The organism is Lacticaseibacillus styriensis, from assembly GCF_030770295.1.
Classification (GTDB): Bacteria; Bacillota; Bacilli; order Lactobacillales; family Lactobacillaceae; genus Lacticaseibacillus; species Lacticaseibacillus casei.
In genome coordinates, this window is the sequence record NZ_CP132483.1 from 1 (window position 1) to 14,874 (window position 14,874).

The window sequence follows — 14,874 nt, forward strand, 5'->3', positions numbered from 1 at the left end:
ATGCCCAATTTAGAGGAGCTTTGGGCTTACCTGAATGATAAATTCCGTGAAGAGTTGACCCCAGTCGGCTACAGCACATGGATTCAAACAGCCAAACCCGTCAAATTAACCAAAGATAAACTCGAAATCGAAGTTCCGGCATCGTTGCATAAGGCTTACTGGGAGAAAAATCTGGTCACCAAAGTCGTGGAAGGGGTCTACGAGTTTGCGCAGCTGGAAGTCGATCCGGTGATCATGACTAAAGACGAGTTACAGCCGGTCACGACGCATCAGCAACAGCCAACTACCGATGACGATGATCAACAACTGACTTTTAAGGCGAAAACGCATCTCAATCCGAAGTACACGTTTGACCGGTTCGTGATCGGCAAAGGCAACCAAATGGCGCATGCCGCGGCGTTAGCGGTTGCCGAAGCTCCCGGCACGACGTATAATCCGCTGTTTATTTATGGTGGCGTCGGTTTGGGCAAGACACACTTGATGCAGGCTATCGGTAACCTGGTGTTGGAAAATAATCCAGCAGCTAACATTAAATATGTCACCAGCGAGAATTTTGCCAACGACTTCATTAACTCGATTCAAACCAAGCAGCAGGAGCAATTTCGTCAGGAGTATCGCAATGTTGACCTGTTGTTGGTTGATGATATTCAGTTTTTTGGCGACAAAGAAGCTACGCAGGAAGAATTCTTCCATACGTTCAATACGCTGTACGAAAATATGAAGCAGATCGTGCTCACCAGCGATCGCCTGCCAAACGAAATTCCTAAGCTGCAGGAACGGCTGGTGTCGCGGTTTAACAAAGGCTTGTCCGTCGACGTGACACCGCCTGATCTTGAAACCCGTATTGCCATCTTGCGTAACAAAGCCGATGCCGAAGATCTCAGCATTCCCGATGACACGCTTTCCTACATTGCCGGCCAAATCGAAAGTAACGTCCGTGATTTGGAAGGGGCTTTGGTGCGTGTCCAGGCTTTTTCTACTATGAAAAATGAAGATATCACGACCAGCCTGGCCGCCGATGCGTTAAAGGCGCTCAAACTCGATGATCGCAGCGGGCAACTGACCATTGCGCAGATATTGGACGCTGTCGCCAAGTATTTTCAGGTCACCGTGCAGGATCTAAAAGGTAAGAAACGGGTCAAGCAAATTGTGATTCCCCGCCAGATCGCGATGTATCTGGCGCGAGAAATGACCGACAATAGTCTGCCGAAGATCGGTCAAGAAATTGGCGGTAAAGATCACACCACGGTCATCCACGCGCACGAAAAAATTATGTCCGCAATGACGACGAATGAAGATCTTAAAGCCCAAGTCGTCGAACTGCGAAATATTCTTAAAAATCGCGGATAAGCCACTTGTGGACAACTGCGAAAACCCGCCAAGTTTGTCCCTTACACTTATCCACAGGTGCATAACTTTTCCGGCTGTTGTTTCTCAAAGTTTTCCACAGTTTGAACACGGCCTATTACTATTACTTAAAAAGCTTTATATTATATATATAAATAAACGTACGGGAGGCTCTTATGAAATTTACGATTACCCGATCCACATTCTTGAAAACCTTGAATGACGTTGCCCGGGCTATTTCAACCAAAACCACGATTCCGATCCTGACTGGTTTAAAAATCGTCCTCACTGATACGGGGCTGGTGCTCACCGGTAGTGATGCCGATATTTCGATCGAATCACGTATCAATATTGCTGATGAGAACAACGATCTTCAAATCGACAGCACCGGAGAAATCGTGTTGCCTGCACGTTTCTTTAGTGAAATCGTCAAACGGTTGCCGGAAGACAAAATGACCTTGGAAGTCAAAGATAATTTCCAAACCGTCATTACCTCTGGTGCTTCCGAATTTACGATTAACGGCTTGGACGCTAATAACTATCCCCGGTTACCGGAAATTACCGCTGATGAAGCGTTGACCGTCCCAGCTGAAGTGCTGCGCCAGTTGATCAATCAAACAGTTATCGCCGTTTCTAATCAAGAAAGTCGACCGATTTTGACGGGTGTGCATTTCACGATTATGGGCGATCAGTTGGTGGCTGTTGCGACTGATTCGCATCGGTTAGCGCAACGAACCCTGACATTGCCGAGTGCAAGTACCACCAATTACGACATCATTATTCCCGGTAAGAGCCTCACCGAATTGAGTCGGATGCTGAGCGAGGATGTCGAAAAAATCGAAATCCGGATTGCCGAAAATCAGGTTTTGTTTGTTTTTGGTCAAACCGCCTTTTATTCCCGGTTGCTTGAAGGCAATTACCCGGATACGAGCCGCCTGATTCCAACGTCGAGCAATACGCAAGTCGAATTCGATGCGCCGGTCCTGTTAGCATCCATTCAGCGTGCCAGCTTGCTGAGTCACGCAAGCAGCAATAATGTGGTTCGGTTAGTACTCAACATTGCAGATCAAAAAGCCACGATTTACGGCAATTCGCCTGATGTCGGGAATGTCGAAGAAGTCCTCACCTTTAACAAGTTGACCGGCGAGGATCTCGAAATCTCCTTCAATCCTGACTACATGAAGGACGCGCTCCAAGGCTTTGGCCAAACCGCCATCGAAGTTGACTTCACCGCCCCGTTGCGCCCATTCACCTTGGTCCCAACGGAAGACAAGGAAAAGTTCATCCAACTCATTACGCCGGTGCGGACGTTCTAAAGCGCGATGGAGCAACTATAAATACCGAGCATAAAGAGGCTGAGTCATAATTCATAGCCACAATAAAGGACGAACATACTCTGTAGTGATTAGAGTGTATGTTCGTTTTTTTATTTTCCTGAGGTAGTCCGGTGGAATTGTTTTAGATATGAGTGCCAAGGCGGAGCAATCGTAGGCCAGAGGGGGCTCAGCTGTGAAATTGGCCTTAAACGGGTGGTTTTCCCGTTTTAGGCCAAGGCCGAGCTTTGAAACCGCGGTTTTTGCGGGTTCAAAGTCGTGCCCACAGCGTTCCAGCTCCCTCTGGCCGGAGATTGCGGAGTTTGGCACGGCAAGAAACTTATTGCCTAAAATTTTTTAATCGTTCGGAATTTACTAATCTGTGAACGTTCGTACAAAATTATGGTTCATCCTCTTTTTTTCAGCAAAGTTCACCGCCATTACGTCATTTATAAACAAGCCCTCCATAACTAAGTATCCTTAAAAACGGCTTTAGGCTAGACTAAAAACGGTAGAATTGAAAATTTGGCTGTTTTTGGGCTTTTTAAGGGTTTTTAGTCTAGGGGGGCGTGCTAGTGTCAAATTGGCTCAGAGCCGCTTAAATGCCCGTTTAGAATTGTTTTTTAATGTACAAAAGGGTATAATTGTTATGTGTTCATCTGCGGCAAAGCGCGATTTGATGCGATTTTCCGGTACTTTTCGGATTGGAGGGCGACGACGATGACAACCATCAAAATCACGACCGCATTTTTGACATTGGGTCAGTTTCTGAAAGAAGCCGGTCTCATTGATAGCGGTGGTGCGGCTAAGTGGTATCTAGGCGAGAATCCGGTAACCGTTAACGGTGAAGCCGAAGACCGTCGTGGCCGGAAATTATATCCGGATGATCAGATTGAAGTTGCCGGTCAGACTTATGTGATCGTGAGCGCATGAAGCTGGATCATTTGACGTTAAAGGATTATCGCAATTATGCCACTGTCGATACGGATTTTTCTCCGGAAATCAATGTCCTGATAGGCGAGAATGCGCAAGGCAAGACCAACTTGCTTGAAGCGATTTACGTCTTGGCATTGGCCCGCAGCCACCGAACCAATAGTGACAAAGATTTAATTCGGTTTGGCAGCGATTTTGCGCGGGTTTCCGGGCGGATTTCGCGGCAGAGCGGCACCCATCAGTTGGAGCTTGTCATCAGTCATCAAGGCAAACGGGCCCGAATTGATCGGATCGAACAATCGAAACTGTCGCAATACTTAGGACATTTCAATGTCATTTTGTTTGCCCCTGAGGACTTGGCGATCGTTAAGGGAAGCCCGGCTGGCCGGCGTCGCTTTATCGACATGGAGTTTGGCCAGATGAGCTCGAAATATCTCTATAACCTGAGCCAATACAAAACGTTCCTCAAGCAGCGCAACGCCTACTTGAAGCAGCTGAAATACCATCAGGCCAAAGATCTTGTGTATCTGGATGTATTGACGGATTCGTTAGCTGCCTTTGGAGCCGAGTTGATCACCGCGCGTGCCAAGTTATTGCAAACCATGTCGGGCTATGCTGCGGCGATTCAGCAGGATATTACCAAAGGACGCGAAACGTTGCGCTTTTCGTATCAGACACAGGTTGATGCGGAGGCGCAACAAAATAGTGAAGCGGCTTATGCGGCGTTGGGTGCGTTGTTTGCAAAACAGCAGGCACGCGAAATCGAACAGGGAACCAGCCTAGTCGGGCCGCACCGCGATGATGTTGCCTTCATTGTGAATGACAAGAATGTTGCCGATTTTGGCAGTCAGGGACAGCAGCGCACCACGGCTTTGGCGGTCAAACTGGCAGAAATCGATTTAATGAAAGATCAGACTGGCGAGTATCCGGTTTTGTTGCTGGACGACGTTTTGTCTGAACTTGATGCGATGCGCCAGACGCACTTGCTTAAAGCCATCCAGAGCAAAGTCCAGACGTTTCTGACGACCACCAGTCTGGATGGCATTCAAAAAGAAATCATCACGGCACCAGCCATTTTCCGGGTGCAGGATGGGGTTTTGTCTAAACAAGCGTAGGTTTGCTGTATCGGGAAACGTGTTTTTAAGGAGGATAACCAGTGACGGACAAGAAAGAATCGGCCGAAGAGAAGAAAGAAGAGCTGGCAGCAGAATATGATGCCAGCCAAATTCAAGTGCTTTCAGGTCTGGAAGCGGTTCGGAAGCGGCCAGGGATGTATATTGGCTCCACAAGCAGCCAAGGCCTGCATCATTTGGTTTGGGAAATTATCGATAACGGGATTGATGAAGCGTTGGCTGGGTTTGCGACTCAAATCGAAGTCGAAGTCAATCCGGATAATAGTGTCACCGTGACAGATAATGGTCGCGGGATTCCGGTGGATATCCAGGCGAAAACTGGTCGACCGGCACTGGAGACTGTTTATACGGTGTTGCATGCCGGCGGTAAATTCGGCGGTGGCGGGTATAAGGTGTCCGGCGGGTTGCACGGTGTCGGCGCTTCTGTTGTCAACGCCTTGTCGACGAATCTGGACGTGACGGTTAGTCGCGGCGGCAAGCGGTATTACATTGATTTTGTTCGCGGTAAAGTTAATACCCCGATGAAGGTGATCGGCACTGCGCCGGAACATGAACACGGGACCAAAGTTCATTTCCTGCCAGATCCGGATATTTTCACCGAAACAACGACGTTTGATGATAAAGTGCTGACCACGCGGATTCGCGAGCTCGCGTTCCTGAACAAGGGCCTCAAGCTGACATTTACCGATAAGCGCGCGGCTACCCATGAGAAGCTGGTCTTTCACTATGAAGGCGGACTGAAATCCTACGTCGACTTTTTGACGGAGAAAAAGGAAAACCTGCTGCAAGAACCAATTTATGTGGAAGGTCAGGATAAGGGCATCACGGTAGAAGTGGCGTTGCAATACACCAACGACTATCACAGCACCTTGCTGACGTTTGCCAATAATATTCACACGTATGAAGGCGGGACGCATGAAACCGGGTTTAAAACGGCGCTGACCCGCGTCATCAACGATTATGCCCGACGTTCCGGAGCACTGAAGGACAGCGATGATCCACTTAGCGGCGACGATGTTCGCGAAGGATTAACGGCAGTTGTCTCGGTCAAACACCCTGATCCGCAGTTTGAAGGGCAGACCAAGACTAAGTTGGGCAACTCGGATGCGCGGACGGTCGTGGACCGGACATTTTCCGATCATTTTAACAAGTTTCTGATGGAACACCCGGCTGATGGCAAGTTGATCATTGATAAAGCCATGCTTGCCAGCAAAGCCCGTCTCGCTGCCAAACGCGCCCGTGAAGTCACCCGCAAAAAGAGTGGCTTGGAAATCTCTAACTTGCCCGGCAAACTGGCGGACAATACCAGTAAGGATCCGGAAATCTCGGAATTGTTCATTGTCGAAGGGGATTCCGCCGGTGGCTCGGCTAAATCCGGCCGTAGCCGCTTGACACAGGCGATCTTACCGATTCGCGGGAAGATCCTGAATGTTGAAAAGGCGTCGATGGAACGGATTTTGGCCAATGAAGAAATCCGCACGCTGTTTACTGCGATGGGCACCGGATTCGGTCAGGATTTTGACATCAGCAAAGCGCGGTATCACAAGCTGATTATCATGACCGATGCCGATGTCGATGGGGCGCATATCCGCACCTTGTTGCTGACGTTGATTTATCGCTACATGCGGCCAGTGCTTGATGCCGGCTACGTTTATATCGCGCAGCCACCGTTGTATCGCTTGCGGCAGGGCAAAATGATGCGCTACATCGATTCCGATGAAGAGCTGCAAGATATTCTGGGGCAGCTGCCGCCAAGTCCGAAGCCGGATATTCAACGGTACAAAGGGCTGGGCGAAATGGATGCCAGCCAGCTTTGGGAGACAACCATGGATCCGGATACGCGGCGCCTGTTACGAGTGTCGCCAAAAGACGCGGAAGAAGCCGATGGCATTTTTGAAATGCTGATGGGCGACCATGTTGAACCGCGGCGGAAATTCATTGAAGAAAACGCGGTCTTCGTTGACCCGAACAATATTGATGTGTAATTGACCGATTGACCGATTGACGGATAGCAAACCGGTCGGATATGAGAACTTTTGAGAGGAGACTTTTCGCTTAATGGATGATCGCCAAGAAAGCCGGATTACGAATGTGAATCTCGGCGAAACAATGCGTAAATCATTCCTTGAATACGCGATGAGTGTCATTGTGGCGCGGGCCTTGCCTGACGTCCGCGATGGCCTCAAGCCGGTTCAACGCCGGATTCTGTATGGCATGAATGAACTCGGAGTGACGCCGGATAAGCCGTATAAGAAGAGTGCGCGGATTGTCGGGGATGTCATGGGGAAATACCATCCGCATGGTGACAGCTCGATTTATGAAGGACTCGTGCGGATGGCGCAGGATTTCAGCTACCGATATATGCTGGTTGATGGCCACGGGAATTTTGGGTCGGTCGACGGTGATGGTGCCGCTGCGATGCGGTATACCGAAGCCCGAATGAGTAAAATCGCCGTTGAAATGTTGCGCGATATCAATAAAGACACGATTGATTTTCAGGACAACTATGATGGTACGGAAAAAGAGCCGGTTGTTTTGCCGGCACGGTTCCCAAACTTACTGGTGAACGGCGCTACCGGGATTGCGGTGGGGATGACGACCAATATTCCCCCGCATAATCTGTCCGAAACCATTTCCGCTTTGCACGTGCTGATGGACAATCCGGACGCGACTACGGCGGACTTAATGCAGGCGCTGCCGGGACCTGATTTTCCGACAGGCGGCGTAGTCATGGGCAAGTCGGGCATTCGCCATGCGTATGAAACCGGCCGTGGAACCATCGTGCTGCGCGGGAAAGTTGATGTTCAGACCGAAAAATCCGGCCGCGAACGAATCGTCATCACCGAGATTCCGTATATGGTCAATAAGGCTAAAATGGTGGAACGGATTGCCGATCTGGTTCACGAAAAGAAGATCGATGGTATTGTCACGTTGCGGGATGAATCTGACCGTGACGGGATGCGGATCGTCATTGATGTCCGGCGGGATGCCAGTGCTTCGGTGATCCTGAACAATCTGTACAAGCTGACACCACTGCAGACCGGTTTTTCATTTAACATGGTCGCGATTGTCAATGGTGCGCCGAAGCTGTTGAGCTTAAAACAGATTCTGCAATATTACCTGGATCATCAGGAAAATGTCATTCGGCGGCGGACACAATATGAACTGAAGAAAGCCAAGGCGCGCGAGCATATTCTCGAAGGCTTGCGGATTGCGCTTGATCATATTGACGAAATCATCACGATCATCCGCAGTTCCGAAACCGGAGACAAGGCCAAAGTCATCTTGATGGACAAGTTCAATTTGTCCGATAAACAAAGCCAAGCCATTTTGGACATGCGGCTGGTTCGCCTGACCGGTCTGGAACGCGATAAGGTTGAAAATGAATATAAAGATGTTGAAGCAGCCATTGCGGATTACACCGATATTCTTGCCAAACCTGAACGGGTTCACCAGATCATTTATGATGAATTGCTGGATATTCAAAAGAAATTCGGCGACAAGCGGCGGACCGAGCTGTTAGTCGGCGAAGTGCTGAGCCTTGAAGACGAAGATCTGATTGAACAGGAAGATGTCGTGATCACGTTGAGTCATAACGGTTACGTCAAACGCCTGGCAACCAGCGAGTTTAAGGCGCAAAATCGTGGCGGCCGCGGGATTCAAGGCATGAACGTTCATGATGACGACTTTGTTGAACGTCTGATCTCAACCTCAACTCATGACGTGCTGCTATTCTTCACCAACAAAGGGAAGGTCTATCGTAGTAAAGGCTACGAAATTCCGGAATACAGCCGAACGGCAAAAGGCATTCCGATCATCAACCTGCTTGGTGTCGGCGCTGGCGAAAAGATTCAAACCGTCATCAACGTCCACGAAGGTCAAAAAGATGACCGATACCTGTTCTTCGTCACGCAAAAGGGTGTCGTTAAACGCACGCCGGTCAAAGAGTTTGCCAACATTCGCAGCAATGGCCTGATCGCGTTGAATCTGAAGGATCACGACGAACTCAATAATGTCATTTTGACATCAGGTCAGGATAATATTCTGATCGGCACGCATTTGGGTTACAGTGTGGCCTTCAAGGAACAGGATGTGCGCTCGATGGGTCGATCAGCGACAGGGGTTCGCGGCATTCGCCTGCGTGACCATGATTACGTTGTCGGCTCCGACATTCTCAAACCGGATTCCGAAGTCTTTGTGATTTCCGAAAAGGGTTACGGGAAGCGCACTGCCGCGAAGGAATACCCAATTAAGGGTCGCGGCGGTAAAGGGATCAAGACTGCTAACATTACCGAAAAGAACGGCCCGCTTGCCGGTGTGACAACCGTTGACGGGACTGAGGATATCCTAGTCATGACCGATTCCGGTGTTATGATTCGCTTCAATATCCAAAGCGTCTCGCAGACAGGCCGCGCAACCCTGGGTGTCCGGTTAATTCGAGTAGACGATGATGCTAAGGTCGCAACGATGGCCAAGGTTGAACCGGAAACCGATGATCCGGAAGATGGCAACAAGCCAGACCAGCCAACCGATCCGCAAGCCGGACCGACTGATCCTGATTCAAAGCAACAGCCAGCTGACGGACAGTACGCAGGCAACGCTGATGAGCAGATCAACAAACTGCTGGATCGCGCTGAGACCGATCAGCCTGTATCTGATGCTAATAGCGATGACGAAGACTAAACACGCCTGAGTCATTATGAAGAATACCGTTCAATCCTGCCCAGATGATGGGTGGATTGAGCGGTATTTTTTTGCGTTGCCATTTTTCCACAAAATGAGGACACGTACCATCAAGCGCGAAACTTTTTGCGTAATGTATAGCCGACAGCGAAAATAGCGCGATGAGATGGAGGATGGCATATGCTAAATTGTGTGAGTTTGACGGGTCGGCTGACGAAGGAACCAGAGGTGTTTAAAACAGCAGCTGATTTGGAGCTGGTTCGCTTTACGCTGGCTGTGGATCGGGTTTTTAAGAACAAAACCGGACAACGCGAAACGGATTTTATCGAGTGCGTGATTTTTGGCAAACGGGCGTTGACGTTTGCCAGCTCAACAACGAAAGGGTCGCTCATTGGCGTTGCCGGGCGCATCAGTAACAATCATTTTGAAAATAAACAAGGTGAACAGCGGTGGCGGACGTCGGTGGTGGTTGATAATTTTGCGTGGTTGGAGTCGCGGGCGATGACCGAAAGTCGGCGGACTGGCACATTGCAGGCAACCGGCACTGATGGCATGCCAGTGGGCGATTCGTCCGCCTCACCGGAGCTGGCGACAGATGATTTACCATTTTAGCAGTAGTATTCGGAGCGAATCTATGCTACAATTTTATTTCGTGAGTATCCGGCTATTTTTGTAGCCTTATTACTCCTTGCTCCGGCAAACGACTGGGGCCTAAAGTCCATAAGGAGGTGAATCGTCATGGCTGAAACCAAGTATGAAGTAACTTACATCATTCGTCCTGATTTAGACGATGCTGCAAAGACTGATTTGGTTGAACGTTTTGACAATATTTTGAAGGAAAATGGTGCCAGCATCATTGATTCCAAGGATTGGCAAAAGCGTAAGCTCGCATATGAGATCAACAAGTATAACGAAGGTCTCTATCATATCGTGAACTTGTCCGCAGAAGATGACAAAGCGATCAATGAATTTGACCGTCTTGCCAAGATCAATAATGATATTCTGCGTCACATGATCGTGAAGCGAGAAGACTAATTGTAACTTTTTGAAAGGGGCGCTACGGCATGCTTAACAGTGTTGCATTGACAGGTCGTTTAACCAGAGATGTTGACTTGCGCTATACGCAAAGCGGTACAGCTGTCGGTTCATTCACTTTGGCCGTTGATCGCCAGTTCCGCAGTGCAAACGGTGAACGGGAAACCGACTTTATCAATTGTGTGATCTGGCGTAAGTCAGCGGAGAATTTCGCAAACTTCACCAAGAAAGGCTCACTGGTCGGGATTGAAGGACACATTCAGACGCGTTCTTACGATAATGCGCAAGGGCAGAAAGTCTATGTGACCGAAGTCGTCGTTGAGAACTTTGCATTGCTGGAATCACGGGCAACGACACAACAACGGCCGTCCGAACCTGCGAATCCCGCTGGCCAAGGCAACCAGAATTATGGCGGTGGGCAGCAGTTTGGTAATAACCAGCAGCCGCAAAACCCACCTAGCTTTGGTTCCCAAAGCGCCCCGAACAATGCACCATCATCGAATCCGGGCCAAAACCCGGCGGCAGGTCAAAGCCAAGGCAACAATGGCAATGCTGCTAATCCCGATCCTTTTGCCAATAATGGTAAACCGATCGATATTTCCGATGATGATCTGCCATTCTAATGTGTGACTAAGGTCATGCTTAGCGAAGACATTGGTTCGTAAGGAAGCAATGTCGACTTGGAATCTTTGATAGAGAAGGAGGAATTCTCATGGCACAACAACGCCGTGGTGGCCGTCGTCGTCGTAAAGTCGACTTCATCGCCGCTAACCACATCGAATACATCGATTATAAAGACACGAACTTGTTGGATCGGTTTATCTCAGAACGAGGCAAGATTTTGCCACGTCGGGTAACCGGCACCAGCGCTAAGAACCAACGTAAGCTGACGATCGCAATCAAGCGAGCGCGGATTATGGGTCTTCTGCCGTTTGTTTCGGAAGACTAATATCGGTATTTAAAAAGGATGTTTCTGCTAATCGCGGCAGAAACATCCTTTTTTTGTGCTCGTCAGTCAGCACCGTTAATTACTTTAATTGCGCCAACATTGCCTTATTGAATTCCGGCAAGTCATCAGGTGTCCGGCTTGTCACCAAGTTATGATCAACGACAACCGGTTCATTTTTAACGATGGCCCCTGCATAGTAAAGATCCGGGCGAACGGTTGTGTAGGCGGTCATGGTGCGGCCCTTGGTCAAGCCTGTCTGGATGAAGAATTGCGGCCCGTGGCAGATCGCAAAGACTGGCTTGTCGGCCAACAGGAAGGCTTTGACGAAATTAACAAAGCGATCGTCAGCCCGAAGTTCATCTGGCGAAAAGCCGCCTGGAAGCAGTAAGCCGTCAAAATCATCCGGTTTGACATCGGTAATCGTGGTGTCGATCGTTGCCGTTGCGCCATGTTTACCGGTAATTTGCTTCCCAGCTTGCGTTTCAATCAAAGTGACGTCATGGCCCTGATCCTTTAACGCTTTGACGGGTGAGGTTAATTCCGCATCCTCGAAGTTATCGGTAACCAGAACAGCAATTTTTGCCATTTTAAAAGCCCCTTTCAGCATGTATTACTATTCTAGTTTAACGGTTTAAAAGTGTTGATGCAAAGGATTAAAATCCTAATTTTGTGTGAGCTATCCAGGATTATGGATGAACAACTCTATAAGTTTCAAGAAAATGAGCGGCCGTATCAGAGTCATATTAACAGCAGTCCCTCGTTATTTTGGCAAACAAACGGAGGCGTGCTAACCCGCTGACTAGTAACTTATGTTAACGTTAGCTAATGCGAATAAAATCACAAGCTTATCGTTATATCAAATTTTGATTTTGTTTTACAATGACGATGATCAGAAGAGCAAAACGAACTTATATCAGGGGTTTGATTATCAGAGGTGATCAAAATGGGGCTCACATTAGCCACGATCCCGTTGGCTGTAACGAACTTATCGCGAATGCAGTTTGCGGTGACCGCCATCACGCACTTTCTATTTGTGACAACCACCATCGGGATGTTGCTGACGACCATGATTTTTGAATTTTTATATGCCTATGGTCGGGGCGACACTGAAAAATACGGCCGTTTAACGCTATTCTTTAGCCGTATCTTTTTCTTCAGTTTTGGGACCGGCGTTGTCACCGGGTTGATTATGGAATTTCAATTCGGCATGAACTGGTCGGCCTTTACCCGCTTGATGGGCGATGTTTCTGGTGTACCGTTAGCCATTGAAAGTATGATTTCGTTCTTCATTGAATCAACTATCATCGGTTTGTGGCGGTTTACTTGGGGTAAATTGCCAAAACGCGCCCACGCTTGGCTAGGCGTTGGGATGTTGGGAGCATCACTGTTTTCCGTCGTTTGGATTATTGCGATTAATGCCTTTATGCAAAATCCCTATGGCTTCCACTTGGAAAACGGCCGTGCCCGTTTGGACAGTTTGATTACGTTGTTACAGAATCCACAGTACCGGCCGGAATTTTTACACGTTTTATTTGCAATTCTGATCACCGGCGGCTTTGTGACAGCCGGCATCTCGGCATGGCAGATTCTGCATAAGCGCGATACGGCAGCGTTTAAAATTGCCGTTCAAATCGGTTTACTGATCGCGTTGCCAGCGGCCTTCCTACAGCCTGCACAAGGGGACGATCAAGGTGCCGCAACTGCCGCACTACAGCCGATGAAGTTCACGGCAATTGAAGGACGCTATGATTTGGAAGGGAGTGCCACAACCGGTGCGCCTTGGGCAATGGCGGCGCTGATCAATGAAAAGGATCACACGACCAAAGCCATTTCGATTCCGAACATGGGCACGTATTTTGGTAAAAACACGTTTACCGGTGCGATGCCTGGCATGAATCAAGTGGCCAAAATGTATCATGCGAAGTTTGATAAGACCGTTGCCAAATCCTATGACGGCCAGATGAATTACTATCCACCAGTGACGCTGCTGTTCTGGACCATGCATCTGATGGTTTATGCAGGCTACTTCTTCACCATGTTCGCGCTGTTTGCAACGATTATGCTGCATCGGCGTGAGTCAACGATTGAGGAGCATCCAAAGACGCTGCGGACGTTGGGCTGGACGTTATGGCTTCCGTACTTGACGTTTACTTCAGGCTGGATTGTTGCTGAAGTCGGGCGCTATCCGTTTGTTGTCTATGGTTTATTGACACAGTATGATGCGGTTTCGCCAAGTTTGACGGCGACGGAGGCGGGAACGAGTCTCGCCTTGTTCTTCATTGCCGACGTCTTCTTGGTAAGCACCATGATTTATATCTCGCATCGTACCGTCACCCGTGGCTTGCCACAGATTACCGGCGATTATCCGGAAGACCGGACCATTCCAGATCCGTTTGCAAAGGAGGCGTTCAGCCATGCCTAGTCTTTCCAATTTGCAAGTCATTTTCCTCGGCATCATTTCTACCGAGCTGATGTTGTTCTTCGTCCTTGATGGCGCCGATTTTGGTGCGGGAATGGCAACGTTCTTTGTGGGCGATGATTTGTCACGGCGGCAACAGATTATGAAAGTCACCGGGCCGGTGTGGGGCGGCAATGAAACATGGGCCGTTACCGCATTTGCTGTCATGTTTGCCGCTTATCCTGGCTGGTATTCGGCGTTGACCTCCGGCTATTATCCGTTGATTTTCCTGATGCTGTTCTTCTTGATTTTCCGCGGCGTCGCGTTTGACTATCGCAATCAGTGGCATAGCCGACACTATAATCAGTTCTGGGACTGGGCGTTGTTTATCGGCAGTCTGATGCCACCGTTCCTGCTCGGCATCGTCTTTAGCTCCACGGTCAGCGGCGTGCCAATTCGTAACGGGTTTGTCTATGCCAGCATGGGCGACATCCTGACACCGTTCAGCATCTTAGGCGGTATTTTAGCGGTGTTGCTGAGTCTGAATGTCGGCTTGACCCGAGTGATCAAAAAAGTTAGTGCGAATGTCGCTGAACAATTAACCGTGGCCCTGAAACGCACAACCTGGGCACTTTATGCGGCGGTTGTCCTGTTTGCCGTCCTGTTGCCGTTCTATACCCGGTTTTTCACCAATCGGCCAGTCATCGTATCGTTACTGCTGATCTTGTTGGTTGCGTTCCTTGGGGTTGAGACTTGGTCCATTGCCAACCACCATCCGCGTGTGACGTTCTGGCTCAGTGTTGGCACGATGGCCAGCTTCATTTACACCATTTTCCTTGGCGTCTTTCCAACGCTGATTGTCGGCCGGGCGCGAGGCACCTCAGTCACCGCCTTAACCGCCACAAGCGGCCCGGTTTCACTACTTTGGACCGCATGGCTGTTTGGCTTCACGATCATCTTGATGGTCGGCTTACAGGCAACCGCCTATCACCTGATCAATAAGTATTACAACGCACCGGCATCGCCAATGATTTAGGCTATAGCGCGTTCACCGGCGCAGGAGCCTGCATATAAGGACGCCCG

Annotated in this window: 13 protein-coding genes; 12 read left to right on the forward strand and 1 reads right to left on the reverse strand. The window is 49.2% G+C overall.

The window, feature by feature from the left end:
• The 10 genes from dnaA (at position 1) to rpsR (ending at position 11,393) form a co-directional block, all read left to right on the forward strand.
• On the forward strand, positions 1–1,350 hold the full coding sequence (gene dnaA / locus LACSTY_RS00005; RefSeq protein ID WP_047106740.1) for a chromosomal replication initiator protein DnaA: 1,350 nt from the start codon (positions 1–3) through the stop codon (positions 1,348–1,350).
• A gap of 173 nt (positions 1,351–1,523) precedes the next feature.
• Positions 1,524–2,663, forward strand: coding sequence for a DNA polymerase III subunit beta (gene dnaN, locus LACSTY_RS00010; protein WP_010490312.1), 1,140 nt, complete (start codon positions 1,524–1,526; stop codon positions 2,661–2,663).
• A gap of 717 nt (positions 2,664–3,380) precedes the next feature.
• Positions 3,381–3,593, forward strand: coding sequence for a S4 domain-containing protein YaaA (gene yaaA / locus LACSTY_RS00015; RefSeq protein WP_047106738.1), 213 nt, complete (start codon positions 3,381–3,383; stop codon positions 3,591–3,593).
• Positions 3,590–4,708 carry a DNA replication/repair protein RecF gene (recF, locus tag LACSTY_RS00020; protein WP_087911225.1) on the forward strand — a complete coding sequence of 373 codons (1,119 nt, stop codon included), beginning with the start codon at positions 3,590–3,592 and terminating at the stop codon, positions 4,706–4,708. The genes yaaA and recF overlap by 4 nt, the downstream gene beginning before the upstream one ends.
• 41 nt (positions 4,709–4,749) lie before the next feature.
• Positions 4,750–6,711, forward strand: a complete 1,962-nt coding sequence (gene gyrB / locus LACSTY_RS00025) for a DNA topoisomerase (ATP-hydrolyzing) subunit B (RefSeq protein ID WP_087911226.1) — start codon at positions 4,750–4,752, stop codon at positions 6,709–6,711.
• Positions 6,712–6,784: 73 nt separating this feature from the next.
• On the forward strand, positions 6,785–9,409 hold the full coding sequence (gene gyrA, locus LACSTY_RS00030; RefSeq protein ID WP_087911227.1) for a DNA gyrase subunit A: 2,625 nt from the start codon (positions 6,785–6,787) through the stop codon (positions 9,407–9,409).
• Positions 9,410–9,589: 180 nt separating this feature from the next.
• Positions 9,590–10,021 (forward strand): single-stranded DNA-binding protein, encoded by a 432-nt coding sequence (gene ssb, locus LACSTY_RS00035; protein ID WP_087911228.1) that lies wholly within the window; start codon positions 9,590–9,592, stop codon positions 10,019–10,021.
• 126 nt (positions 10,022–10,147) lie between these two features.
• Positions 10,148–10,444 carry a 30S ribosomal protein S6 gene (gene rpsF / locus LACSTY_RS00040; protein ID WP_010490297.1) on the forward strand — a complete coding sequence of 99 codons (297 nt, stop codon included), beginning with the start codon at positions 10,148–10,150 and terminating at the stop codon, positions 10,442–10,444.
• A 29-nt stretch (positions 10,445–10,473) separates the two neighbouring features.
• Positions 10,474–11,067 carry a single-stranded DNA-binding protein gene (gene ssb / locus LACSTY_RS00045; RefSeq protein ID WP_010490295.1) on the forward strand — a complete coding sequence of 198 codons (594 nt, stop codon included), beginning with the start codon at positions 10,474–10,476 and terminating at the stop codon, positions 11,065–11,067.
• A gap of 89 nt (positions 11,068–11,156) precedes the next feature.
• Positions 11,157–11,393 (forward strand): 30S ribosomal protein S18, encoded by a 237-nt coding sequence (gene rpsR, locus LACSTY_RS00050; RefSeq protein WP_003568467.1) that lies wholly within the window; start codon positions 11,157–11,159, stop codon positions 11,391–11,393.
• Positions 11,394–11,472: 79 nt separating this feature from the next.
• Here rpsR and LACSTY_RS00055 read toward each other — a convergent pair whose 3' ends face one another.
• Positions 11,473–11,979 carry a type 1 glutamine amidotransferase domain-containing protein gene (locus LACSTY_RS00055; protein ID WP_025013654.1) on the reverse strand — a complete coding sequence of 169 codons (507 nt, stop codon included), beginning with the start codon at positions 11,977–11,979 and terminating at the stop codon, positions 11,473–11,475.
• Positions 11,980–12,336: 357 nt separating this feature from the next.
• On the opposite strand from LACSTY_RS00055, the gene LACSTY_RS00060 reads away from it, so the two are divergent.
• Positions 12,337–13,815, forward strand: coding sequence for a cytochrome ubiquinol oxidase subunit I (locus tag LACSTY_RS00060; protein WP_087911229.1), 1,479 nt, complete (start codon positions 12,337–12,339; stop codon positions 13,813–13,815).
• On the forward strand, positions 13,808–14,827 hold the full coding sequence (cydB, locus tag LACSTY_RS00065) for a cytochrome d ubiquinol oxidase subunit II (RefSeq protein ID WP_010490252.1): 1,020 nt from the start codon (positions 13,808–13,810) through the stop codon (positions 14,825–14,827). The genes LACSTY_RS00060 and cydB overlap by 8 nt, the downstream gene beginning before the upstream one ends.
• Positions 14,828–14,874: the final 47 nt, after the last annotated feature.

Excerpts from the sequence above, each read along its gene's own strand:
- rpsF (WP_010490297.1), top strand. The coding sequence starts at position 10,148 with ATGGCTGAAACCAAGTATGAAGTAACTTACATCATTCGTCCTGATTTA.
- ssb (WP_087911228.1), top strand. The coding sequence starts at position 9,590 with ATGCTAAATTGTGTGAGTTTGACGGGTCGGCTGACGAAGGAACCAGAG.
- LACSTY_RS00060 (WP_087911229.1), top strand. The coding sequence starts at position 12,337 with ATGGGGCTCACATTAGCCACGATCCCGTTGGCTGTAACGAACTTATCG.
- ssb (WP_010490295.1), top strand. The coding sequence starts at position 10,474 with ATGCTTAACAGTGTTGCATTGACAGGTCGTTTAACCAGAGATGTTGAC.
- LACSTY_RS00055 (WP_025013654.1), bottom strand. The coding sequence starts at position 11,979 with ATGGCAAAAATTGCTGTTCTGGTTACCGATAACTTCGAGGATGCGGAA.
- dnaN (WP_010490312.1), top strand. The coding sequence starts at position 1,524 with ATGAAATTTACGATTACCCGATCCACATTCTTGAAAACCTTGAATGAC.
- recF (WP_087911225.1), top strand. The coding sequence starts at position 3,590 with ATGAAGCTGGATCATTTGACGTTAAAGGATTATCGCAATTATGCCACT.
- rpsR (WP_003568467.1), top strand. The coding sequence starts at position 11,157 with ATGGCACAACAACGCCGTGGTGGCCGTCGTCGTCGTAAAGTCGACTTC.
- cydB (WP_010490252.1), top strand. The coding sequence starts at position 13,808 with ATGCCTAGTCTTTCCAATTTGCAAGTCATTTTCCTCGGCATCATTTCT.
- dnaA (WP_047106740.1), top strand. The coding sequence starts at position 1 with ATGCCCAATTTAGAGGAGCTTTGGGCTTACCTGAATGATAAATTCCGT.
- yaaA (WP_047106738.1), top strand. The coding sequence starts at position 3,381 with ATGACAACCATCAAAATCACGACCGCATTTTTGACATTGGGTCAGTTT.
- gyrA (WP_087911227.1), top strand. The coding sequence starts at position 6,785 with ATGGATGATCGCCAAGAAAGCCGGATTACGAATGTGAATCTCGGCGAA.